General features: G+C 34.2%; 16 protein-coding genes and 1 riboswitch. Of the genes, 15 read left to right on the forward strand and 1 reads right to left on the reverse strand.

The genetic code is table 11. From position 1 onward, the window contains the following. Positions 1-59 precede the first annotated feature (59 nt). The 9 genes from ABXT06_RS02945 to ABXT06_RS02985 all read left to right on the forward strand — a co-directional run bounded on the left by ABXT06_RS02945 (position 60) and on the right by ABXT06_RS02985 (position 15459). A complete protein-coding gene (locus tag ABXT06_RS02945; protein WP_354589399.1) occupies positions 60-809 on the forward strand; it encodes a DeoR/GlpR family DNA-binding transcription regulator in 750 nt (249 codons plus the stop codon). A gap of 331 nt (positions 810-1140) precedes the next feature. Beyond that, positions 1141-4056: an FAD-binding and (Fe-S)-binding domain-containing protein gene (locus tag ABXT06_RS02950; protein WP_354589400.1), complete on the forward strand. Its 2916-nt coding sequence runs from the start codon at positions 1141-1143 to the stop codon at positions 4054-4056. Between the two features lie 55 nt (positions 4057-4111). After that, positions 4112-4939: an alpha/beta hydrolase gene (locus ABXT06_RS02955; RefSeq protein WP_354589401.1), complete on the forward strand. Its 828-nt coding sequence runs from the start codon at positions 4112-4114 to the stop codon at positions 4937-4939. Positions 4940-5170: 231 nt separating this feature from the next. Continuing rightward, a complete protein-coding gene (locus tag ABXT06_RS02960) occupies positions 5171-7006 on the forward strand; it encodes an outer membrane protein assembly factor BamB family protein (RefSeq protein ID WP_354589402.1) in 1836 nt (611 codons plus the stop codon). Between the two features lie 225 nt (positions 7007-7231). Beyond that, entirely contained in the window at positions 7232-8713 is a 1482-nt protein-coding gene (locus ABXT06_RS02965) for a glycoside hydrolase family 10-like protein (protein WP_354589403.1), read from the forward strand. A 13-nt stretch (positions 8714-8726) separates the two neighbouring features. Then, positions 8727-11228 (forward strand): beta-N-acetylhexosaminidase, encoded by a 2502-nt coding sequence (locus ABXT06_RS02970; RefSeq protein WP_354589404.1) that lies wholly within the window; start codon positions 8727-8729, stop codon positions 11226-11228. 3 nt (positions 11229-11231) lie between these two features. Next, positions 11232-12536 (forward strand): serine hydrolase domain-containing protein, encoded by a 1305-nt coding sequence (locus ABXT06_RS02975; protein ID WP_354589405.1) that lies wholly within the window; start codon positions 11232-11234, stop codon positions 12534-12536. A 542-nt stretch (positions 12537-13078) separates the two neighbouring features. Beyond that, positions 13079-14941: a TonB-dependent receptor plug domain-containing protein gene (locus tag ABXT06_RS02980; protein ID WP_354589406.1), complete on the forward strand. Its 1863-nt coding sequence runs from the start codon at positions 13079-13081 to the stop codon at positions 14939-14941. 251 nt (positions 14942-15192) lie between these two features. Beyond that, positions 15193-15459 carry a hypothetical protein gene (locus ABXT06_RS02985; protein WP_354589407.1) on the forward strand — a complete coding sequence of 89 codons (267 nt, stop codon included), beginning with the start codon at positions 15193-15195 and terminating at the stop codon, positions 15457-15459. A gap of 156 nt (positions 15460-15615) precedes the next feature. Here ABXT06_RS02985 and ABXT06_RS02990 read toward each other — a convergent pair whose 3' ends face one another. Continuing rightward, positions 15616-17196 (reverse strand): FAD-dependent oxidoreductase, encoded by a 1581-nt coding sequence (locus ABXT06_RS02990; protein ID WP_354589408.1) that lies wholly within the window; start codon positions 17194-17196, stop codon positions 15616-15618. A gap of 397 nt (positions 17197-17593) precedes the next feature. On the opposite strand from ABXT06_RS02990, the gene ABXT06_RS02995 reads away from it, so the two are divergent. The 6 genes from ABXT06_RS02995 (at position 17594) to ABXT06_RS03020 (ending at position 25073) form a co-directional block, all read left to right on the forward strand. Continuing rightward, positions 17594-17794, forward strand: a complete 201-nt coding sequence (locus ABXT06_RS02995) for a hypothetical protein (protein ID WP_354589409.1) — start codon at positions 17594-17596, stop codon at positions 17792-17794. Positions 17795-18017: 223 nt separating this feature from the next. Continuing rightward, positions 18018-20690 carry a PAS domain-containing sensor histidine kinase gene (locus ABXT06_RS03000; RefSeq protein ID WP_354589410.1) on the forward strand — a complete coding sequence of 891 codons (2673 nt, stop codon included), beginning with the start codon at positions 18018-18020 and terminating at the stop codon, positions 20688-20690. A 2-nt stretch (positions 20691-20692) separates the two neighbouring features. Then, on the forward strand, positions 20693-21142 hold the full coding sequence (locus tag ABXT06_RS03005; protein ID WP_354589411.1) for a response regulator: 450 nt from the start codon (positions 20693-20695) through the stop codon (positions 21140-21142). Between the two features lie 218 nt (positions 21143-21360). Further along, a riboswitch (SAM riboswitch) is annotated at positions 21361-21461 on the forward strand. Between the two features lie 238 nt (positions 21462-21699). Further along, positions 21700-22689: a redoxin domain-containing protein gene (locus ABXT06_RS03010; RefSeq protein WP_354589412.1), complete on the forward strand. Its 990-nt coding sequence runs from the start codon at positions 21700-21702 to the stop codon at positions 22687-22689. Positions 22690-22865: 176 nt separating this feature from the next. After that, a complete protein-coding gene (locus ABXT06_RS03015) occupies positions 22866-24338 on the forward strand; it encodes an aminotransferase class V-fold PLP-dependent enzyme (protein ID WP_354589413.1) in 1473 nt (490 codons plus the stop codon). Positions 24339-24596: 258 nt separating this feature from the next. Beyond that, positions 24597-25073, forward strand: a complete 477-nt coding sequence (locus ABXT06_RS03020; protein WP_354589414.1) for a cupin domain-containing protein — start codon at positions 24597-24599, stop codon at positions 25071-25073. Positions 25074-25099: the final 26 nt, after the last annotated feature.

A 25099-nucleotide genomic window follows, 5' to 3' on the forward strand; every position in this document is an offset into this window, starting at 1 on the left:
TTCTGCTATAAATTGAAATATTTGATATATTTGTGATGAACTTTAACTTTTATAAAAAAATGCTGAAAGCCGAAAGACATAAATATATAATGACTAAACTTATTGAAGACCAAAAAGTTGTTACAACAGATTTAGCTTTGGCTCTCGATTTGTCGGAAGATACTATAAGAAGAGATTTGAATGAATTGGACAGTAAAAAGCTGTTAGAGAAAGTATATGGCGGTGCGGTTCAGGTAAAAGAAAAGTCAGACAATGTATTTGATATTGCTATTTCTGCGGAAGAAGAAAAAAAGAAAATCGTGACAAAGGCATTGTCCCTGCTTCGTGACGATCAGGTTATTATAATGAGTGGAGGAAGTACTAATCTTGTTTTTGCAAAGTTAATTCCAGCCGATTTAAAAGCTACAATATATACGTATAGTTTGCCGATAGCAATGCAATTGTCCCAGCATCCAAATATAGATTTGATTTTTATTGGAGGGAAAATGCAAAAAAATGCAATGGTAACAATAGGTATGGATGTGATTCAGGTCGTTTCTAAAATTAAGGCTGATATTTGTTTTATCGGTGCCAGTAGCATAAGTGTAAAGCAAGGTCTTACGGAAGTGGGTTACGAAATTTCTATTGTTAAAAAGGCAATGATAGAAGCTTCTGATAGAGTAGTTTCGATGTTTTCTTCGGATAAATTGAATACAAAAATGCCTCACAGCGTATGTGATCTTAAGCAACTGGATACTATTGTAACCAATTTGGATCCTGAAGATGAAAGATTAGATGAGTATAGAAAATCTGGCGTTTTTATCTTGTAATTTTAAATTTATCTAATATGTATTTTGCGTTTTGTTGCGTTATTTGAAATTAATTATGTTAAAAAACGCATAATAATGTATTTGTATGCTTTTTGTATCTATATTTGTTAAAACTAATTTTTTATTAGTCAGATATATTTATGAAAGTCATTCCTTCGTTTGCTTGCCATTGTTGTGTTGCATTTGAAAAAGTTCAAAGCTTCCAAGAAGAACTTTAATAAATATTGAATTCTAATAGAATTTAGAATGTATTGTTTTTGTCAAACAGCTTTTTAGTGAAGTGCAGAAATAAAACATGTATTAAAGAACCAAAAGCAACAGAACCAATTCAATGTCCGATTCTCTCCAATTACAAGAATTAGAAACTTCTTTAGAAGGAACTCTTTTTTATGATGACCTTCATAAAAAAATATATGCCACAGATGCCTCTGCTTATAGAATTATGCCTCTTGCCGTGGCTATTCCAAAATCAGAAAATGATATTGTCAGTATAATTCGATTTGCTTCAAAAAATAAGATTTCAATAACGCCAAGAACAGCAGGGACTTCACTAGCTGGCCAAACTGTTGGAAGCGGAATCATTGTAGATGTTTCTAAACATTTTAATAAAATTGTTTCTTTTGATCCTAAAAACAAAACTATAACAGTTCAGCCGGGAGTTATTAGAGATGAACTGAATTTATATTTAAAGCCTCACGGATTATTTTTTGCACCAACAACATCTACTACCAATAGATGTATGATTGGCGGAATGGTCGGAAATAATTCATCAGGAACAACCTCAATTCGTTACGGAGTTACCAGAGATAAAATTGTAGAAATAAAAGCCGTTTTAAGCGATGGAACTACGGCAGTTTTTAAAGATTTAACTTCTGAAGAATTTATCGAGAAAACAAAAGGAGATTCTTTAGAAAATAAAATTTACAAAACGATTTACGAAGAACTTTCGAACAAAGAAAATCAGGAAGAAATCTTAAAAGAATTTCCAAAACCTGAGATCCACAGACGAAATACAGGTTATGCAATTGATGTACTACTAAAATCAAAACTTTTTTCAGGAACAGAAGATACCATTAATTTAGGAAAACTGCTTTGCGGAAGCGAAGGAACTTTGGCATTTACGACAGAGATAACTTTAAAAGTAGATGATTTGCCACCAACAAATAATATTATGGTGGTAGCACATTTTCATTCGATTCATGAAAGTTTAGAAGCTGTAGTTACGGCAATGAAACATCATTTGTACACTTGCGAAATGATGGACGACACGATTTTAGATTGTACCAAAACCAATAGAGAACAAGCTAAAAACCGTTTTTTTATTGTAGGTGAACCAAAAGCAGTTATCATGCTTGAAGTTGGATCGCATATTAGTATGGAAGATGCCGAATTGCAGGCCGACGCTTTGATTAAAGATCTTCAAATTAATGGTTTTGGATATGCTTTGCCAAAAATTTATGGAACAGATATCGATAAAGTAAACGAGGTAAGAAAAGCAGGTCTTGGACTTTTAGGAAGTATTGTGGGAGATGATAAAGCAGCCGATTCTATTGAAGATACAGCGGTTGAGCTGAGTGATCTTCCCAATTATATTGCCGATTTTGCAGCGATGATGGATAGGCACGGACAAAGTGCGATTTATTATGCGCATGCTGGAGCGGGAGAACTGCATTTGCGTCCGAAGATAAATTTGAAAACGAAGGATGGATTACATCAGTTTAGAAATTTATCTACCGAAGTAGCGCATTTGGTGAAAAAATATAGAGGTTCGTTAAGCGGTGAACACGGCGACGGAATTTTACGCGGTGAGTTTTTGCCGTTTATGATTGGCGATAAAAATTACGAACTGCTGAAACGAGTTAAAAAAGCATTTGATCCTGACACTATTTTGAATGTTGGGAAAATCGTAAATGCTTCTAAAATGGATGAAAACCTTCGTTTTGAAGCGGGACGAATAGAGCCAGAAATAAAAACGATTCAGGATTTCTCGGATAGTTTAGGAGTTTTACGTGCGGCAGAAAAATGCAACGGTTCGGGTGATTGCCGAAAAATGCCTTCGGCGGGTGGAACTTTATGTCCGAGTTATCGTGCCACAAGAAACGAAAAAGATACAACGCGAGCACGTGCCAACGCTTTACGAGAATATCTGACAAATTCAGAGAAAGAAAATAAATTCGATCACGAAGAATTATATAAGGTTTTTGAATTGTGTGTAAGCTGTAAAGCTTGCGCAAGCGAATGTCCGAGTAATGTTGATATAGCGACTTTAAAAGCCGAATTTTTATACCAATATCAAAAAGCAAACGGATTTTCTTTCCGAAATAAAATATTTGCTTTCAATTCAAAATTGAATGAATTGGGAAGTATTGCGCCATCTATTACCAATTGGGCTTCCAATCTTTCATTCGTTAAAAAGAGAATAGGAATTGCACCTGAAAGACAAGTACCGTTATTAGCTCTAAAAACATTTAGAAAATGGTATGAAAAGAACAAAAAGCATAACACAAACAGCTCTTTTGAGAATGGAAGCGTTTATCTTTTTTGTGATGAATTTACCAATTATTACGATGTTTCAGTAGGAATTGATGCTTACGAACTTTTAACAGAATTAGGTTACAGAGTAATTGTAATTGATCATGAAGAAAGCGGAAGAGCTTTCATTTCAAAAGGTTTTCTGGAAGAAGCACAGGAAATTGCCAATAAAAATGTCAATATTTTTAAAAATATAATTTCTGCAAATATGCCTTTAATCGGAATTGAACCTTCGGCAATATTGACTTTCAGAGACGAGTATCTCCGATTGGCAGCAGATAAAGAAAGTGCTGAAAAAGTAGCCAAAAATACTTTTACAATCGAAGAGTTTTTTAAAAGAGAAATCGGAAACGGAAAAATTCACGCAGGGCAATTTTCTGAAAAAGAGAAAAATATTAAAATTCATGGGCATTGTCATCAAAAGTCATTAAGTTCTGTTGAAGCTTCTTTTGCGATGTTGAATGTTCCAAAAAATAATACGGTTACGATTTATAATTCTGGATGTTGCGGAATGGCAGGTTCGTTTGGTTATGAAAAAGAACATTACGAAATCAGTATGAAAATGGGAGAAGACACTTTGTTTCCTAAAATTAGAGCGACAGAATTATCAACCGAAATTGCAGCCGCAGGAACCAGCTGCCGTCATCAGATTTTTGACGGAACGAGTAGAAAAGCCATGCATCCCGTGACTATTTTGAAAGATTGTTTGAAATAATTTTTTGTATTTTACCCATGCTTATCAAAAATATTATTTTATAAAAACATCAATTATGAAAAAAACAATTTACTCAATCTTATTATTGCTTTTCGTTTTTACAGCCAAAGCTGCTAAGGTTGATACTTTACAGGTTTTTAGTGCTTCGATGCAGAAGAATATTAAAACTTGCGTGGTAGTTCCAGACAATTATAAAAAGAGTAAGAAAGGATTTCCGGTTGTTTATCTGCTTCACGGCTACAGCGGAAATTATAGATCTTGGGCAAAAGATTTTAAAGAACTAGGAAAACAGGTTGATCAATATGGTTTTATAGTGGTTGGTGTAGACGGAAATTATTCGAGCTGGTATTTTGATAGTCCGATAGATCCTAGTTTTAAATATGAAACTTATGTCGTAAAAGAATTAGTGCCGTTTATTGATAAACAATACAGAACAATTGCAGATCGCAAAGCGAGAGCTATTTCAGGTTTGAGCATGGGCGGACATGGTTCATTGTATCTTTCATTCAAACATCAAGATGTATTTGGTGCAGCAGGAAGCATGAGCGGAGGCGTAGATTTTCGTCCGTTTCCTGAAAATTGGGATATCAAAAAACGATTAGGTCCAATTACAGAATATCCTGAAAATTGGGATAAAAATACAGTTACCAATATGTTAGACTTGGTAAAAGACAATAAATTAAAATTGATTATTGACTGTGGAGTTGATGATTTCTTTATGAAAGTGAACAGAGAACTTCATGCAAAAATGCTAGATCTAAAAATAAATCACGATTATATAGAACGCCCAGGCGAACATAATTTAAAATACTGGGAGAATTCCTTAAAATATCAATTGCTGTTTTTCTACAATTATTTTAATGATGCCGAAAAAACGCAGTAAACGTTGAATGTATTGCCATTTTGTTGATTTATGGCAATACATAAATTTTGGTTGGTTATCCTAACAGGTTTTCAAAACCTGTTAGGTATTTTTTTAGCCAATGATCAAATTTTTAAAATAGAAAACAATTACAGTTTTCCGCAAGATTTGTAGAGAGGCACGAAATTATGTCTAACACGAACTGCGATATGATTCTAAATAAATTATAGTTTAATAAAATTAAAATTACCAATGAAAAATCTATTTTTAAGAATATTATTGCTTTTTGTGATAGTTTCTGGGTTCTCTCAAAATGCAGGAAAATCAGAAAATATCAAATTTGTACAACTAACAGATTTGCACGTTTCAGTAGGAAATGACAATGATTTTTTACTGCAAAACATCGTAAAAGAAATCAATAATTCAGATTTTGAATTTGCGGTTGTAACTGGAGATTTAACCAATCGCGGTGCCGATGATGAATTAAAACAAGTACATTCGATACTTTCTCAATTGAAAATTCCATATTATGTAATTTCTGGAAATCATGAAACGAACTGGAGCGAAAGCGCTGGTTTGACATATAAAAAGATATTTGGTGAGGATCGATTTGTATTTTCAAAAGGGGATTATGTTTTTATAGGTTTTCCGTGCGGGCCTTACATGAAAATGGGAGATGGTTTTGTAAAACATGAAGATGTGCTTTGGCTTGACAAAACCTTAAAAGAAAATCTTAAAAACAACAATAAAAAAGTGCTGAATTTTGCTCATTATCCGTTAGATAACAGTGTGAGTAATTACAAAGAAGTGCTTTCAGTTTTAGAAAAATATCCAACTGTTGCGACTTTTTGCGGTCACGGGCATACTTTAAGAAAATATAATTTCTCAGGTTTGAGTGGCATAATGGGAACTTCGATAACTTCGCTTGACGGAAAAACAAAAAGCTATAACCAAGTAATTATTAGCAAAGACAGTATCAGTATCTATCAAAAAGAAATTGATAAGCCGGGTGTTTTTAAATTTTCGGTGCCATCAAAACCTTCCAAAATTGAAATTCCGAAAGACAGTGTTGCATTCCAATCTCCTTTCTTAAAAGATATTGCATCTATTTACAGTCTTCCTGCATTCGACAAAAAGAATCTTTATTTTACAAATTCTATAGGCGAAATAAAATCGGTTAATCTGAAAAATAAAAATGTAAACTGGAAAACGGAAACAGGAAATTCGATTTATTTTTCGCCAATAATTATTAAAAATACACTTGTAATTGGTACCATCGAAGGAAATTTACAAGGATTTGATACGCAATCAGGAAAGCAAAAATGGACTATTCCTGTTGGTGGTGTTTTAGTAGGTTCGCCAATTGCAGAAAACAATAAAGTTTATACGGCGAGTTCTACAGCATTTATTTGTGCAGATGCTGTGACTGGAAAAGTAATATGGCAGAGTAATTTACCAGCTTCTTATTCGCAGGGAACTCCCTTAATACAAGGCGACAAAATAATTTTTGGAGTTTGGGATTCGTATGTGTATTGTTTAGATAAAAATACAGGAAAACTGATCTGGAAATGGAATAATGGCAATGATAAACAAATCCTGTATTCTGCAGGAAATGTCAATATGGTTGCATCAAAAAACAGACTTTATTTTGTTACGCCTCAACGTTTCTTAACCATTTTAGATATTGAAACAGGTAAAACGCTTTTAAGAACTTCAAAGTGGAAAATCAGAGAATCAATGGGTAAAAGCCAAGACGGAAAATGGTTTTATGGCAAAACAATGGAGGGAGAACTGGTAAGAGTACCGCTTAATGATACTATTGAATTGACTGAAGAAAATGTTATAAGCCAAAGCAAAGTTTTGGATTTAAAATGGGGCTATGAACACAATCCGGCAGCAATATTAGAAAAAAACAATAAAATATATTTAGGAAGCCGAAAAGGCGAAGTTGCAATTGTTGATGCCACAAAATTTGAAATCATAAAACAAATTAATCTGGGAAGTTCAAGCATAAATGGCTTTACACTTGATGATAAAGGACAAGTTTGGGCATCTTTAATAGAAGGCGGAATTTATTTACTTGAATAATTTTATAATTGAGGTTCAAAGATTCAAAGCCCCAAAGGGACAGAGTTTTTTGTAAAGGCGAACAAAAGCGCTTTTGCGATAATTTTAAAATGAAAATAAAACTTAGCGACTCTGCGACTTAGCGAGATTAAAAAAGGATACAACTTAAAAAAAACTTTGCTCACGATAGCTATCGGGATTGCGGTTAATTTCCTTAAAACATTAGCTAACCAAAAATACAATCTTATGAAAAGTCTAAAATTATTAATCCTAATACTGCTGATTCAGACCAAAATTTTCAGTCAGCAATCTCCAAAAAGAGAAATGCGTGCGGCGTGGATTTCTACAGTTGATAATATCGACTGGCCTTCAAAACCAAGATTATCAGATAAACAAATGAAAGCTGAAATGATTAGCATTTTAGATAATTTGCGATCGAATAATTTGAACACCGTAATTTTTCAAATTCGCCCAACAGCCGATGCCTATTATAAATCTACAAAAGAACCAGCGTCACATTGGATAACCGGAACTCAAGGCGTTGCCCCAGGTTTTGATCCGTTGCAGATGATGATTGACGAAGCAGGAAAACGCGGAATGAACGTTCATGTTTGGCTGAATCCATATCGAGTACAAAAAGACACTTTAAAAGATGTTTTGACAAAAACGCATTTATTTTTTAAGAAACCAGAATTATTTCTAACATACGGAAAATCAAGGTATTTTAATCCAGGTTATAAAGAAACCAGAGATTTTGTTTCGTCTGTTGTGGGTGAAATAGTTAGAAATTATGATATTCAGGCTGTTCATATGGACGATTATTTTTATCCGTATAAAATTGAAGGTCAAGAGTTTCCTGATGAAAAAGCTTTCGCTAAAGAACCGCGTCAATTTAAAGACAAAGACGATTGGAGAAGAGACAATGTCGATTTGATTATCAAACAAATTAGAGATACTATAATTGCCAATAAACCTGAAGTTGAATTCGGAATTTCGCCTTTTGGAGTATGGAGAAATATTGCCAAAGATTCGCAAGGCTCTAATACTAGAGCAGGAGCAACCAATTATGACGATTTGTATGCCAATATTTTAAAATGGCAAAAAGAAAACTGGATAGATTATGTGACGCCTCAAATATATTGGCACATTGGTTTTGACCGCGCCAATTTTGAAGTTCTGGCAAAATGGTGGGCAGAACATAAATATGGAGCAAATGTTTATGTTGGACATGGCGATTATAAAATTTCACCCACAGCCAAAGAACCAGAATGGAGAAGTCCAGATCAAATCGTGAAGCAGATTGAAATGATTCGTAAACTGCCACAAATTGATGGTTCGATGCATTTTACAGCCAACTCATTTTTTAAAAAGGGAGATACATTAAGAAATGCTCTTATTCAAAAAGAATATAAATACATTGCTTTAACTCCTGAAGCAAACAGAATTACAAGATTAAAACCAGAACCGCCAACAAATGCTGTGATTGCTAAAAAAGGGAATAATGCAGTTCTGACTTGGAAAGCTGCATTTAACGACAAAAAATATGTAATCTACAGATTTCCAAAAGGAAGAATAACCGATTTCTCAAATTCTGAGAATATTTATTATGTGACAGCGGCTCTAAAACTAGAAGTGCCAAATGCCAATTTGGAAAACTACGTTTATGCACTCACCGCTTTGAGCCAGACCCAGACGGAAAGCAGTCCGATTGAATTTTCAGTAAAATAAAATATAAAAAGAAATGAGAAAAAGTATTCTTCTATTAGCCATATTTCTAAGTTCGCTTAGTTTTGTACAAGCCCAAAAATTAGACATAATTCCAAAACCTGTATCGGTTCAGCAAAGCGCAGGACAGTTTGTTTTGCCTTCGCCATTAAAAATTGTTGTCGATAAAAAACTGAAAAATAGCGCCGATTATATCACAGCTAGTTTCTCAAAAAATACAGGAATTACCCCAATTGTTTCGATTGGAAAAAAACACGGGAAAAATAATATTTCATTTCTAGTAGATAAGAAATTAGATCTTCCAAACGAAGGTTATCAATTGGAAATAAACCAAAACGGAATTTTCGTAAAAGGAAAAACGGATAAAGGCGTTTTAAACGGATTTCAAACTTTAATACAGATTTGCTCGGCAAAAGAAGTTAAAAAAGGAACCATTCCTTTTGTAAAAATAGAAGATTACCCACGTTTTGATTGGCGCGGAATGATGCTTGATTGTTCAAGACAATTCTTCGACAAACAAACCGTAAAAAACTATATCGATTGGTTGGCTGCCCATAAAATGAATGTTTTTCATTGGCACTTAACTGACGATAACGGTTGGAGAATCGAAATCAAATCATTGCCCGATTTGACTTTAAAAGGCGCTTGGCGAGGATCAGGCGAAGTTTTATTGCCATCTTACGGTTCTGGAGACAAACGTTACGGAGGTTTTTATACACAAGAAGACATTAAAGAAGTCGTGGCTTATGCGGCGAATCGAGGTATTTCAGTGATGCCTGAAATCGAAATTCCGGGACATTCACGCGCCGTAACGGCTTCGTATCCAGAAGTGGGTTGTGAGATAACGCAGGAACTTAAAAGTGTTCAGGGTGAAGTGAAAAATGTTTGGTGTGTTGGGCGCGAAGAAAATTATGATCTTCTAGACTCGATTATTCGCGAAGTTTCTGGATTATTTCCTTTCGAATACATTCATGTTGCGGGAGACGAAGTGAATCGCGCCAATTGGGAACATTGCCCAAAATGCCAAGCTTTGATGGCAAAAGAAGGTTTTACAGACAGTTTTCAGCTTCAGAATTATTTCTTTAAAAGAGTTCAAACGATTGTAGACAAATACCATAAAAAAACAGATGGTTGGAATGAGATTCTGAAAGGAGGAGAAATTGATTCAAATACGCTGATTTCTGCTTGGCAAGGAATTAGTTACGGAATAGAATCGGCAAAAAAAGGATATAAAACCATTATGATGCCAGGACAATTTCTGTATTTTGATATGGCGCAATCTGAAACAGAACGTGGCCACCGCTGGGCAGCAATTACCGATACAAAAAGAGCCTATTCGTTTGAACCAATTCCTGATGCAGACCTAACGCCAGAAGAACAAAAAAATATAATTGGAGTTCAAGGTGCTTTATGGAGCGAATATTTGGATCGTCCTGCAAGAATTATGGAATATCAGAGTTATCCGAGAATCAGCGCGTTGTCTGAAATTGGCTGGTCTAAAAAAGAAGATAAAAACTGGGATGATTTTTATGGAAGATTAACCAATAGCCATTTAAAAAGATTGGCCGATATGGGAATTGCTTTCAGGGATTTTCCGCCAACAGCCATTTATAAAAACGGAACAATTACGGTAACGCCACCTTATGAAGGTGCGGTTGTACGATTTGATAAAGACGGAAATGAACCAACAAGACAATCGCCTTTATATACAGGACCAATTCAGACAAAAGATTACGAACGCTTTATGTTCAGAGTGTTTTTCAATGAATATTCAGCAAGTCCTGCGGTGAAAGCTGAAAAATTGCCTGTTGCTAATTGGAACACATCAAAAGCAGAAGTTTTGACTATTTCTGAAAATATCTCGGAACATATAGATAAAAAAGGAATTTGGTATTTGAGTTTTAATCCAACAGATGACGGAACAAATGGAACAATCAAAAATATTTCGCTTTTTGAAAACGATAAATTAGTTCAGACTTATGCAGACGAAAAAGCATTAAAATCAAAACCACGTTTGAGATTTTTAATTGATAATTACAACGAAAAAAATACATACAGATTAGATTTTACAGTAGAAAATAAAGAAGATAAAAAGTCTGCAGCAAACGTAAAATTCACTTGTTCGCCTTATCAGGAACCAGAAGTGAAAGTGACTTCATCGATGGCAGAAAATCCGAAGTTTCCAATTGCGAATCTCCAAGATTATAACGAAGAATCATATCTGCGTACAGATGTTGCCTGTAAAGACGGCGATTGGATTTTGTATACTTTTACCAATCCTGTAACCTCTTCTAAAATAGATATTTTAACTGGGATTCCGCATCATCCGAGATTTATAATAAATAACGGTTTTGTAGAGTTTTCATACAATGGAACTGATTTTATTAAAGGCGATAATTTTGATTACGGAAATGCATCCATTTATCCAAAACAGCCTATAAAAGCAGTTAGAATACAAATTACAGGAACCAATAATGAGCCTTTGATGGCAAGTCAAGACTTAAAAATTAATCCATAAATTATGAAAAATATTGGCATTAAAATTATAATGGTTTCCTTCATTTTTCTGGGAGCAAAAGGTTATTCACAGAAAAACGCAAAGCAATCTTTTGATTTAAAAAGAAATGAAGTTTTTATCGATTCAATGATGACAAATGCGCTCGAAAAAGGTTTTTTCCCGGGAGCGCAAATTATCGTAGGAACAGGAGATGCTAATCTGATATCCAAAAATTATGGGTATCACGATTATACCAAAAAGCAATTGGTAAAATCAGATGATGTTTTTGATTTGGCTTCAATGTCTAAAGTTTTAGGAGCAACTCTTGTAACAATGCGTTTGGTTGACGATGGAAAAATTAAATTGACCGATCAAGTAGGTGAAATTGTTCCGATGTACAAAAATACAGCTATTGCCGATTTAACTCTTTTTGAATTGCTAACACATACTTCTGGATTAACGCCAAGTATTACTTTTTATCAGGCATTGCTTTCTACGCCAGATAATTCACCTTTGTTAAGCAATCAAAAATCAGAACAATATGTTGAACCTTTTGATAATATGTACGTGAACAAAAATATTGTTTACGATTCTAAATATTTGATTTTTGAACCAAAGGAAAATTGGGTTCAGATTTATAAAAATATGTGGTTGAATCCAGAATTTTATCCGTCGGTTTATGAAAGGATTGCGAAAGCGAATACAAATCCGAGAGGGAAATATTTGTACAGCGATTTAAACTTGCTTTTGGTGAAGCAAATGATTGAAACTAAAACAGGAAAAAAACTCGATCAGTTTACCAATGAAATTTATTCAGAATTAGGCATTTCAAAGATTGGATATAATCCGTTAAAATGGACTTCGATAGATAATGTAATGCCGACTGAAGTGGATAATTTTTTCAGAAAAGATACGGTTAAAGGTTATGTACATGATGAAGCGGCAGCGATTTTTGGTGGTGTTTCCGGAAATGCAGGTTTGTTTGCCAACGCAGAATCGATTGCCGTAATCTGCAAAATGTTAATGAACAATGGAAATTACAAAGGAAAACAAATTCTAAAAGCAAAAGTTGTAAAAGAGTTTACAGATTCTCCGCTTGCAAAAGAAGGCATTTATCGCGGTTTAGGTTTTGATAAAAGAAAACCAGACGAGTTTTTTACAAAAAATGATTTTGGACATACGGGTTTTACAGGAACTTTTTTCTTTATGAATAGAAATACAAATCGATTTTTAATCATTCTAACGAATCGAGTTAACCCAACTAGAACAAACAGATTAATGTACAAGGATGATTTTAGTGCTAAAATCTGGAAGCAAATTAATAAATAAAGTTTGCCACTAATTACACGAATTTCCACGAATTAATTTTCTCAATCTGTAAGGAAAATTTAGCCACAGATTAAGAGGATTAAAATGATTTTTTAGCCACGAATTGCACAAATCTCCACGAATTAATTTCTCAATCTGTGAGAAAAATTCAGCCACAGATTAAGAGGATTAAAATGATTTTTTTTTACATAAAAATATGTAAAAAAAGAATTAGTGAAAATTCGTGTAATTAGTGGCAAAATAAAAAAGAAATCTGTGGAAATCCTTTTAATCTGTGGCAAAAAAAATGTGATAAAAAAATTAATTGTAATCTGATTGAAGCTGGAATTTTGGAAGAAGAAATAAGAGGCAGCTAGAAAAAAGGTCTTGCTGCATTCAAAAAAATGCGCACTAAATATTTGATTTATAAGGAATATCTCTCAGTTTTGCTTAATTTTTAGCAAAATAGATCATTAATTCATCCGGACTAGTTACAATTATAAAACTGGTATGCTTTGTTGGTACGGTAAGAAGCTACTTTTGCCAAAAAAATAAAAACCAAAATGAAAAAGATCTATTTTGCTGCCTTTGCAGTAATTTGTACCAATTTTTACGCACAGACAAAAAAAGATTCCATCAACCAAATGGATGAAGTCGTTATTAATGAAGGCCGTTTTAATACACCTATTTCTAAGCAAAACAGAAATGTATATGTTATTTCGAGCGAAACCATTAAAAAACTGCCAGGAAGAACATTGCAAGAAGTATTGCAATATGCTAACGGAGTAGATATCAGACAAAGAGGGCCATTCGGAACTCAAGCTGACATCAGTGTTGACGGAGGGAGTTTTGAGCAGACTGTTGTTTTATTAAACGGAGCAAAAGTAATCGACTCGCAAACGGCTCATAATATGCTAAATCTGCCTCTTCCGGTTGAAGCAATTGAAAGAATTGAGGTAGTTCGTGGACCAGCAGCAAGAATTTACGGAATTAACAGTTTAACGGGAGCAATTAATATCATTACCAAAAAACCAACCGATTCTGGATTTATGGTAAGCACTTATGCAGGTTCTAACTTCGAAAAAGATACTCAAGATACAGGTGATACTTTTTACGGAGCAGGAGTTCAGGCTGGAGCAGTTTTAGGCAAAGAAAAACAACAGCATTTGCTTTTTGCTTCGCATGATAAAAGCAACGGTTACCGTTACAATACAGCATTCGAAAACAATAAAATTTTCTATCAGGGAAATGTGCAGATCAATGATAAAAATGAAATTTTAGGTTCGGCAGGTTATATCAAAAACGGATTTGGAGCAAACGGATTTTATGCCGCACCTGGAGATAAAAATTCTACTGAAATCGTTCAGACGACGTTTGCTAATATTCAGTCCAATCATCAAATTACGGAGAGTTGGAAAATTATGCCGAGAATTACATATCGCTACAATTATGATGATTACCGTTATTTAGGAAACTCAAATCTTGCTGTTGGAAGAAGCCAGCATTACACCAATTCTATTGCAGGAGAATTAAACTCTACGGTAAAATTATCTAAAGGAGAAATTGGTTTTGGAGCGGAGTTTAGAAATGAAAATATCCACTCTTCAAACATTGGAGATCACGATCGCGAAAATGTGGGACTTTATGCAGAATACAGAAGAAGCTTCACTGAAAAATTAGACGTAAATATCGGAACGTATTTAAATTATAATTCAGATTACAAATGGCAGATTTATCCAGGAATTGATGCAAGTTATGCGATTACTGATGCCTTTAAAATTATTGGTAATGTGGGAACAAGCCAAAGAATTCCGTCGTTTACAGATTTATATTTGAAACAAACAGGAAATGTTGGAAACCCAGATCTAGATTCAGAAAACGCTTTTCAGAGCGAAATCGGATTTAAATACAACAAAAGAGCTTTAAGTTTAAATGCGAATTATTTCTACAGAAAAATCGACAATTACATCGATTGGATGCGTAATCTTACCACACAGCCTTGGCAGAGTCAGAATACGGGAGATTTAAATACAAACGGAATTAATTTGAGAGGAACTTATAGATTTGATTTTTCTAAAGATTCTAGATTAAATATTCTTCTAGGCTACACTTATTTAGATTCAGAATTTAAAAGTGCTCGTACAGAAACGTATTCAAAATATGCGATTTCTTCATTAAAACATCAAATTACCAATACAATAGATTATCAGTTTAAAAACTTATCTGTAATGTTTGCCACTCGTTTTAACGAAAGAATTACAGGACCATCTTATTGGGTAAATGACTTTAGAGTAAGTCAGGCGATTAATAAATTCACCATTTTCTTAGATGGACAGAATATTTTTAATGCAACTTATTATGAAGTAGGGGCAGTGCCATTGCCATCACGCTGGTTTACTTTGGGGGTAAAACTAGTTACTTTTTAAAGAGAATTTTTTTCAGAACTTTAGATTGTTAGGAACAGCCTGTAAGCTTATGTTTACAGGCTGTTTTGTTTTTGAATGAATTTTAAGGAGGTTCTTTTCTAAAATGTTAATTTTTTTTTAATTGGGAAATCATATAAACATTTTAAAAAATGATATAATAAATTTATGGTTTAATTTGTTGAATTTTACTGAATTACGAATTAAATGATAATCAGGCTTTCAATTTTAAGAAAGTGTAAACCAGAAAAAAAATGGACAGAAGAAATAATCAGAACGATTTATCCCAAGAAGGTGTAGATCGTACTCAGGAATCAAATTGGGATCCGATTTTGGGATATCATATGTATTTTCCGCATGAGGAAAGCATAGACGAAAATTTACAGGAAAGAAACGAAGCTGTTCAAAAACCGAACACGGGAGATTGGGGAGATGATAGTGATTATGAAGAACTAAGGCATAAAAAGAGCTCTGATATGAACATTAGTACTTTTGGAAATGAAGAGACAAAAACAGATTGATTTAAAAAACTAAAGGCTGACTTGGACAAAAAAGTTAGCCTTTATTTTTTTGAAACAGTTTTGATAAAATAAATGTTTAATTTGACAACATAAAAAAACATCTGCACAAATTTGCACAGATGTTTCCAAGTAAAAAAAATGAAAAAGTGGAAAGTATTATTTGATTTTTATATTGCTTAAATTGCTTTCGGCTGGGCCATTTAGCACCGTTCCGTCAGATGCAAATCTTGAACCGTGACATGGGCAGTCAAAAGATTTTTCATCTGAATTCCATTGAACAATGCAACCCAAATGCGGACAAACAGCGGAAAAGGCATGAAGTGTTTTGTCGTAATCTCGGTAAACAGCCACTTTTCGCAATCCGAAAGAAAGAATACCGCCTTCTCCAGCTTGTAAATCGGCTGTGTTGTCAAGATCAGCTCCCGTAATCCAATCAAGATATTGCGAAGCCATATTTCCAGCCTCTTTCATGTAATCTCCAATCGCTTTAAAAGTAATTCGCGACGGACTGTACAAATCCTGCCATTTATTTTCAATTCCCTGAATCATGTCAGAAATAATCATGGCTCCAATAGTGGCATGCGTCATTCCGTTTCCAGAATCTCCAGTAATGACAAAGACATTCTGATCGCCTGGATTTCTGCCTAGAAAACCTAAAGAATCAAAAGGTTCCATTACTTGCCCAGACCATTTGTAACTGATTTCATCTAGTAATGGGAAATATTTTTTAGCCCAAATTTCTAAGAGTTCATAGCGCGAGAATTCAGAAATTCCTTCTTCGTCGGCTTGTCCCGTTTTATGATCTTCACCGCCAATAATCAGCAAATCATACTCTTCATCAAAATTTTGCAATCGTACATAATGATACGGTTGTGCAACCCATTTAGATTCTGGATCTCCGGTATCCCACCACAAAGCATGTGGCAGACTGCCTTTCGGAATTTTTCCCCCGATAACGTAGGTTCTATAAGCATGCTGTTTGGTATGCATAGTCAAAACGTCATTTATTGGCGTATTGGTTGCAACCACTACATATTTGGCGCTAAATTCAAAACCATTTACGGTTGCACCCTTTTCGGTTATATTTTCGGCATGAGCTTCAGTATAGATAGTTCCGCCAAGTTCGATTATGGCTTTAGAAAGTCCTTTGAGATAATGTAAAATATGAAATTGTGCCTGATTTTTAAAGGCCAGACATCTTTGATCCTGAGCTTCTGCAAGAGAGGGTGTGTGATTTAAAAGAACGGTTTCTAAACCAGCATTTTGTGTGGCTTCAAATTCTTTATCGAGATTTTTTTCTTTGTCATTCGGATGAAGGAATAAATAGCCATTTACTCTTTCAAAATCACATTCAATGTTTAATTCGGTAACGATTTTTTCGATTTCATCAATCGCGGCTGAATGGCTTTCGGCGGCAAGTTGCGCGTTTTCTTTGCCAAAAGTATTCTGAAGATAATAATATCGATCATCCAAAGCGCAAGTTAAATGCGCTGTAGTTCTTCCGGTTTCTCCGCTTCCTATAAAACCGTCTTCTGCCAAAACTACTTTTTTTCCTGCTTTTAAAAGTTTGTAAGCAGTTGTAAGTCCGGCAATACCGCCTCCAATAATTAGAACTTCGGTTTTAACATCCTGATTTGGTTTTTCGAAAGCAATTATATCAGTAGAATCGATCCAGAAGGAAACATTATCACCAGAGGTGATGCTTCCTTCATTAATATTTTGATTTGAATTTTCCATTTTAAATCGTTTTAAAGAACGCAATGCATTCATTTCAAAGCTAGTAAGTAAATGTTGGAAGAGACTTACAGTTTTGATTCTAAAATTTTATAGGATTTCCAGCACGGTTTTATGTAAGAATTAAAAACAAATGCTGTAAGTGTAATTGTTTGAATAATAGTTTCTTATCGCAAACTGTAAAAGCAAATTATTATTTATAAAGTAAAAAAATTGATTCTTGTTATTTTCATAGGAATAATAAGCTCCTTTAATGAAACTAAAACGAGATAGTATAAAAAAGAAAAAGAAGTAATCACATTATATAATAAGTTCTAGAAATTGTGTAAAGAGCACATTTATAAAAACGACTATTTTTATAATTATTAAAATAGATATTATTCAATAAAAAAATATACTTATGAAAACGCAAATAAAAACGAAAGCAGCACTGTTGATTCTTCTTGCAGGATTGGCCTTTTCTTGTAAAAAGAATGAAAGCACTACAACAGAATCGTACGAAAATGATACTATTCAAAATACTATGGACACAGTTGGACCAGAAATGGATACCATCAATATTGATACAACCACGACTGTTAAAACCGATTCTATCAAGTGATAATTGTTTGGTAATTTAAAGAAGCAAAAGCTGAATCTTTAAGGATTCAGCTTTTTTTAATGTTTGTAAGAAAAGAATTTCAGGATGTTTTTTAGATTAAAATCATTTTATAGAATGTTTAAAGTAAAAGCGTTTTTCTCTATATTTGAGAAAGAATTTAACATATTTAAATGTCTTTTGTAAAATTAAGCAGCATTAGAAATTATTTTCACTCAATACGATAATGGAGTTAATAAATAATTTAGACCTTTTTAAAACCGTTTTTAATGCTGCGCCAAATGGTATTGCAGTTTTAAAATCTTTGCGCAATAGCAAAAATAGGATCGAAGATTTTTCTATATTGTTGTTTAACAGTTATATAATAAACTGGATCAATGATGAAGACTACAAAGGCAAAAGATTCAGCAAAGTTTTTTCTAAAATAAAAGCGACTGCTTTTCTCGAAAAGTTTATTGAAACTGTAGAAACAGGAATTACAGCCAATTTTGAACAATGGTATGAGGATGAAACAGGAAGACACTGTTTGAAATTTACTGCTGTTTTACAAGATGAACTATTGGTGGTAACAATGGAAGATATTACCGAAAAGAAACACGCCGAAACCATTCTGAATAATGCATTGATTGATGCAGAAAAACAAAAAATATTATACAATTCTATAGTAAACGGAACTCCAGATCTAGTTTATGTATTTGATTTGGATTATAAATTCACTTACGCCAACAAAGCATTATTAACAATGTGGGGGAAATCGGCAGAAGATGCTATCGGGCGTGGATTAAGAGAAAATGGTTATGAAGATTGGCATGCCGAAATGCACGAACAGGAAATAGATACTGTAGTTGCAGAAAAAAGATCGATTAGAGGAACAGTTTCTTTTCCTCATGCAGAACTCGGAAGAAGAATTTACGACTATATATTTGTTCCAGTATTTAATGAAAATAGAGAAGTTAAGCTTGTAGTTGGAACAACAAGAGATATTACAGAAAGTAAACAAGCCGAAGAAAGGTTGCAGCAAAGCGAAAAACGTTTCCGCAAAATGATTCATCAGACGCCGGCTCCGACTTTAGTGCTAAGGGGAGACGATCTAATTATTGAGCAGATAAATAAACATATGCTCCAAATGATAGGCCGTGGCGAAGAAATTATTGGCATGCGATTGATTGATGTATTGCCAGAACTTGAAGGGCAATATGTTTGGGAACAGGTTTTAAAGGTCTATAACGAAGGAATTCCTTTTGACCAAAGTGAGGTTCTTGTACCGCACAACCGTACTGGAGAATTAAAAAACTATTATTATAATCTGGCCTATCGTCCGTTAATAGAAGAAGGACAGATAACGGGAATGATACAAGTTGCTGTTGAAGTGACAGAACAGGTTGTAGCCCGCCAGAAAATGGAAAAAAGCGAAAACCGTTTTAAGGCTTTAATCAATGCATCATCTGATATGGTGTACCGTATGGATGCCGATTGGATGATTATGCACAGTCTTGAAGGTGGCGGAAGACTTTCTAGTTCCAAAGGGCATGGTGTCAATTGGCTGGATAAGTTTGTCCATCCGAGTGATTTGCAGCAGGCTGTTCATCTTATTTCTAAATCTATCGTGGAGAAAAGCATTTTTGAAATGGAACACAAAATCGTAAATGATGATGATTCTGTTAGATGGGTTTTCTCTAGAGTAGTTCCAATATTAGATGAAAAAGAAAAGATTGTAGAATGGTTTGGCGCTTCTAGTGATATTACTTCGCAAAAAGAACTTCAAAACGTTATTGCAGAAAGTGAGGAGAAATTTAGACAGCTTGCAGATTTGGTTCCGCAAATTATCTGGACTGCCAAACAAGACGGATTTATAGATTATTATAACAGCAGATGGTATGAATATACAGGCTTTAATGAACACGAATTTGGCGATTCGAGCTGGGTTCCGACACTGTATCCAGACGATGTTTCTACGGTTTTAAAAACTTGGTATCAAAGTGTTCATGCGGGTTCTTCGTATCAAATAGAATTTCGCTTAAAAAATGGAAGTACAGGAGAATATCGCTGGTTTCTGAGTAAAGCGCTTCCCATTAGAGATAAAGAAGGTATTATAACCAATTGGTTTGGAACTTGCACAGATATTCATGAACAAAAATCAAATACCGAAAAACTGGAAATTTTAGTGGCAGACCGTACCAAAGAATTGCAGCGCTCTAATGACGATTTACAGCAATTTGCCCATGTTGCTTCGCACGATTTAAAAGAACCCGTTAGAAAAATAAAGACATTTGTAAGCCGTTTAGAAGATCATCTTGAAAATCAGTTAGACGAATCGGCATCGAGATATATTGAAAGAATTCATGTCGCGGCAGATCGTATGTTTAATATGATTGACGGAGTGTTGGCGTATTCTAAAATCAACGCCGATTCGCAAAAAGCAACAATAGTAGATCTTAATGAAGTCATTAAAAATATAGAAACCGATCTTGAAATTGCGCTTCAACAAACAGATGGAAATATTTATTATAAAGAACTTCCCATTATTGAAGGAGCTTCTGTGTTGCTTTATCAACTGTTTTATAATCTGATAAATAATTCTATTAAATTTGCTAGAGAAAATGTTCCGCCACAGATTACAATTAGTGCAAAAGAGCATTTCGAAGACGGTAAAAGAAAGGCCACAATTATGGTAGAAGATAACGGAATCGGGTTCGATCTGGATCAGACTGGACGCATTTTTGAAACCTTCACCCGCTTAAATTCTAAAGACCGTTATGAAGGAACAGGTTTAGGATTATCTCTTTGTAAAAAAATTGCAGAACGTCATGGCGGAAGCATTACCGCAACAGGAATCGCTGATAAAGGAGCAATTTTTAGCATTACGCTGCCATTTGAGCAAAAAGAACAAGACATTTAATTATGAGTAATAAAATAATATTATTAGCCGATGATGACCAAGATGACGCAGAAATGTTTTGCGAAGCTTTGGCCGATATAGACCAAAATATTATTTGTCATTGTGCAGAAAATGGTGATGAAGCATTGAAAATGCTAAAAAATCAAGATAAAAATCCTGGGGTGGTGTTTCTGGATTTAAATATGCCAATAATGAATGGCTGGGAATGTTTGAGACAGTTAAAAATGGAAGAACGTTATAAAAACATTCCTGTAATTATGATTTCTACTTCTTCACATAAAAATGATATGGAAGCTGCCGCAAATCTTGGCGCAGCCTGTTATTTTGTAAAACCAAATAGTTTTAATGACCTAAAAGAAATGCTGGGGTTAATTACATCAAATCTCGAAAAAGGATTAACGGAAGCTCTTCCAAATCTGGAAAAAAACAAATACCTGCACGTTTTTCTTTAATAACAATTTTGTTTTTGCCTTTTTTGAGCAAGAATACGTATTAATTTTTGTTGTAAAAAGTATGATATAAAAATATTATTTTATTCTATTATACTGTATTTTATACGTTTATGTTTTGTGAAATGTGTTTTGTGAAATAAAATTTTAAAAAGTACATTTAAAACTTGACTAATTAGATAGAATTAATATATATTTGTGTCAGAAAAATTATAAAATGATACTTATCCAGAAAGACTGAGGGAATAGGCCCATTGAAGTCTTAGCAACCTGTTGCCGAATAAGGTGCTAAATCCTTCCGCTGTATGCGGGCAGATAAGAAAGATTTCATCCGTAAATCTGTTTAAGTTCATCCAATAAAATCTTTATTATGAAAGCAGAATCAATTTTTTACGCCGGTTATGAACTTTTGAATTCCATTTTTGAAGAAAACAGCTTTGCTTTTTTCTGAATGCGAAAACAGTAGTTTATCCCAGATTCCCTTTATAAAATAGCAATAATGCTAATGCTTTTGGCATTGGCCTGAAATTCTTTTGTCTAATCTTAAAACTAAAAATAAAATGAAAAAAATACTATTAGGTTTTGCTTTGTTTCTTGGAGCCTTTCAAATTCAGGCACAGGAAAATAATTTACAATTAAAAGGAACAGTTGTCGACACTGTAGCGCAATATGTTTATTTGCAGAAGTTTCACAATAAAATGTTTACTACGATTGATTCGGCAAAAGTAAAAGATGGAAATTTTAGTTTTAAAACAAAAGTAAAAACGCCAGAATTGTACGGATTGAGCGTAAATACGCAAAGTTCACCATTGTATATTTTCCTTGAGAAAGATCCTATTACAGTAAAACTAAGTCCGAAGAAATATTATACCGCTTCTGTGGTTGAAGGTTCTGCTTCTCAGGATTTGTTTGAAACCTATAAAAAGAGCAAAGATGTAGAAATCAGTAAGTTCATAACAGAAAACCCAAAATCTATTGTTTCTGCTTATGTTCTATACAGAAACTGGTCGTACAGATTAACACCTGAACAGATTACACAAAATATTGCTTTGTTGGATAAAAGCCTTCAAAATACCACTTATGTGAAAGAATTAAAAGAACTGGCTATTGTTTTAGACGGATTAGCGGTAGGTAAAAAAGCCCCAGATTTTACAGCAAATGATCCTGATGGAAAGCCAGTTCGCCTTTATGACAATTTGAAAGGCTATACTTTGGTAGATTTCTGGGCTTCATGGTGCGGTCCTTGCCGAAAAGAGAATCCGAATATTGTTGCGGCTTACAAAGAATTTCACGACAAAGGATTCAACATTGTGGCAATCTCTCTTGATAAAAAGAAAGAAAACTGGATTAAAGGAATTAAAGACGATAATTTAACCTGGACACAAGTTTCTGATTTGCTTTTCTGGAACAGTGCTGTTGCAAAATTATATGGTGTAAGAGCCATTCCAGGTAATTATTTAATTGATTCTAAAGGAATAATCGTTGCAAAAAACCTGCACGGAGAAGAATTGCAATCTACATTGAAAAGACTTTTAGAAAATAAAATTTGATAAAAAAATACCCAATCTTGTCATCCTGACGAAGGAAAGATCTCCGCAAGAAACTCCTCAAAGAAGGGAGTTAATTTTTTGCGGAATATAGGACGGAGATTCCTCGTTCCTCGGAATGACAAATAGTGTGGTAAAGTTTACTTAAACAGTATAATTTAATTTAAAATGATAAGGATATGAATGCTATTGAGCCAACAACAAAACCAACAGAACCTGAGTGTCACTTTTCTAAATTTAGAGAGAACACCGTAGGAATTGATCATACTTTCGAATCGGTTTGCGGAGAACAGAATCTAGTCTATGCAGACTGGGTTGCCAGCGGAAGATTATACGCCCCGATTGAAGATATAATGCTCAATAAAATTGGTCCAATGATTGCCAATACGCATTCACTTTCAAGTCAGACAGGAAAAACCTCTACTTATGCCTATCAGCATGCAAGAGATATTATAAAAAAATCAGTTAACGCCAACGAATCGGATGTTTTGGTAACTACCGGAAGCGGGATGACTGCAGCATTATCCAAATTGCAGCGTATTATGGCGCTTCGAACAAACTCTGAAGAAGATAGACCTGTGGTTTTTATAACACACATGGAGCATCATTCCAATCAAGTTTCGTGGTATGAAACAAATGCAGAAGTAGTTATTCTGCCACCAGATGAAAATAATTTAGTTGATCCAAAAGTACTTTCGTCAGCAATTAAAAAATATGCAGACCGAAGCTTAAAAATAGGTTCGTTTACGGCTTGTTCGAATGTTACAGGAATTATTACGCCATATCACAAATTGGCCAAAATCATGCATCAAAACGGCGGACTCTGTTTTGTAGATTTTGCAGCTTCGGCACCTTATGTCAAAATCGATATGCATCCAAAAGATCCAGAAGAACAATTGGATGCGATTTTCTTTTCTCCGCATAAATTTTTAGGAGGTCCGGGAACTTGCGGTATTCTGGTTTTCAATGAAAAATTATACCAATCTGATTTTCCAGATAATCCAGGCGGAGGAAATGTAAAATGGACGAATCCGTTAGGAAAATATTGTTACAGCGATGTGATAGAAGTTAGAGAAGATGGTGGAACTCCAGGATTCTTGCAAGTTATTAGGACGGCATTGGCTTTAGAATTAAAAGAACAAATGGGTGTCGGGAAAATTAGAGAAAGAGAAAAAGAACTGCTTGATCTTTGTTTTTCAAGACTGCAAAAAGTACAAGGATTATCTATTTTGGGAGATTTAACGACAGAACGGATTGGCTGTGTTTCGTTTGTGATTGAAGATATTCACTATAATCTGATTGTGAGACTTTTAAATGACCGTTTCGGAATTCAGGTTCGTGGAGGTTGGTCGTGTGCGAGTACTTATGCGCATTATCTGTTTAATATCAACGAAAAGAAATCGGCAGAAATTACAAATGAATTATTGCAGCGAAATCAGACCAATAAACCAGGTTGGGTACGTTTGTCACTGCATCCAATTACAACCAATGAAGAACTTTTTTATATCTGCGATGCGATTGAAAAAGTGGCTTCGAATTATAAAAAGTGGAAAAAAGATTATGTATATAATTCGGTTTCAAATGAATTTGAAAATCTCGAAATTAAAGATACCATCGCAAGAGAAGTAAATGAATGGTTTAAGTTAGATTAGTTAGTAGTAAACCTAACAGGTTTTCAAAACCTGTTAGGTTTCAAATGAGACAATATTCCGTAGGGATATTTGATTGGTAGAAAAAATGGTATCGTTTTACGTTGTGTCCTGTAGGGACACCTGTACAATCGAATTAGGTATCGATGATGTTAATCAAACGTTCCTACGGAACGTAAAAATGTGCGTTGAAATTTGATTCTACCAATGCGACATTCCTAACGGAATGAATTGTGTTTTTTGCCAAAATAAAATTAAAGAATGAGAACAATACCCAGAAGAATTGTAACAGGCTTACGAAACGGAAAATCAATTATAGAACAAGATGAAATTGTAACGAATGTATCGGAGCATTTTCAAGGATTAATCATATCAGATATCTGGTCAACAGATTCGACTCCAGCAAAATTTGAAGAAAAAATTATAGAAAATACCGCTTTTCCAAATACGCCAAAAAACGGAAGTTATTTTCGTTATGTCCAGATTCCGCCCGACAGAGATTTGGGAGTGATAGCTTTAGAAGGAGAACCGCATCCGTTGATGCATCAGACCGATACTTTAGATTATATTATCATTATTTCGGGTGAAATTTACCTGATTGTCGATGAAGAAGAAACTTTACTGCAAGCTGGAGATATTGTCATTCAGCGCGGAACCAATCATGCGTGGAGCAATCGATCCAATTCGCCATGTATTCAATTGGCGGTTTTACTTGACGCAGCGAAAACAGAAAAATAATACTTATACGCCGATAATTATATTTT

The organism is Flavobacterium sp. UW10123, from assembly GCF_040538975.1.
Taxonomy (GTDB): domain Bacteria; phylum Bacteroidota; class Bacteroidia; order Flavobacteriales; family Flavobacteriaceae; genus Flavobacterium.

Excerpts from the sequence above, each read along its gene's own strand:
- ABXT06_RS02945 (WP_354589399.1), top strand. The coding sequence starts at position 60 with ATGCTGAAAGCCGAAAGACATAAATATATAATGACTAAACTTATTGAA.
- ABXT06_RS02950 (WP_354589400.1), top strand. The coding sequence starts at position 1,141 with ATGTCCGATTCTCTCCAATTACAAGAATTAGAAACTTCTTTAGAAGGA.
- ABXT06_RS02955 (WP_354589401.1), top strand. The coding sequence starts at position 4,112 with ATGAAAAAAACAATTTACTCAATCTTATTATTGCTTTTCGTTTTTACA.
- ABXT06_RS02960 (WP_354589402.1), top strand. The coding sequence starts at position 5,171 with ATGAAAAATCTATTTTTAAGAATATTATTGCTTTTTGTGATAGTTTCT.
- ABXT06_RS02965 (WP_354589403.1), top strand. The coding sequence starts at position 7,232 with ATGAAAAGTCTAAAATTATTAATCCTAATACTGCTGATTCAGACCAAA.
- ABXT06_RS02970 (WP_354589404.1), top strand. The coding sequence starts at position 8,727 with ATGAGAAAAAGTATTCTTCTATTAGCCATATTTCTAAGTTCGCTTAGT.
- ABXT06_RS02975 (WP_354589405.1), top strand. The coding sequence starts at position 11,232 with ATGAAAAATATTGGCATTAAAATTATAATGGTTTCCTTCATTTTTCTG.
- ABXT06_RS02980 (WP_354589406.1), top strand. The coding sequence starts at position 13,079 with ATGAAAAAGATCTATTTTGCTGCCTTTGCAGTAATTTGTACCAATTTT.
- ABXT06_RS02985 (WP_354589407.1), top strand. The coding sequence starts at position 15,193 with ATGGACAGAAGAAATAATCAGAACGATTTATCCCAAGAAGGTGTAGAT.
- ABXT06_RS02990 (WP_354589408.1), bottom strand. The coding sequence starts at position 17,196 with ATGGAAAATTCAAATCAAAATATTAATGAAGGAAGCATCACCTCTGGT.
- ABXT06_RS02995 (WP_354589409.1), top strand. The coding sequence starts at position 17,594 with ATGAAAACGCAAATAAAAACGAAAGCAGCACTGTTGATTCTTCTTGCA.
- ABXT06_RS03000 (WP_354589410.1), top strand. The coding sequence starts at position 18,018 with ATGGAGTTAATAAATAATTTAGACCTTTTTAAAACCGTTTTTAATGCT.
- ABXT06_RS03005 (WP_354589411.1), top strand. The coding sequence starts at position 20,693 with ATGAGTAATAAAATAATATTATTAGCCGATGATGACCAAGATGACGCA.
- ABXT06_RS03010 (WP_354589412.1), top strand. The coding sequence starts at position 21,700 with ATGAAAAAAATACTATTAGGTTTTGCTTTGTTTCTTGGAGCCTTTCAA.
- ABXT06_RS03015 (WP_354589413.1), top strand. The coding sequence starts at position 22,866 with ATGAATGCTATTGAGCCAACAACAAAACCAACAGAACCTGAGTGTCAC.
- ABXT06_RS03020 (WP_354589414.1), top strand. The coding sequence starts at position 24,597 with ATGAGAACAATACCCAGAAGAATTGTAACAGGCTTACGAAACGGAAAA.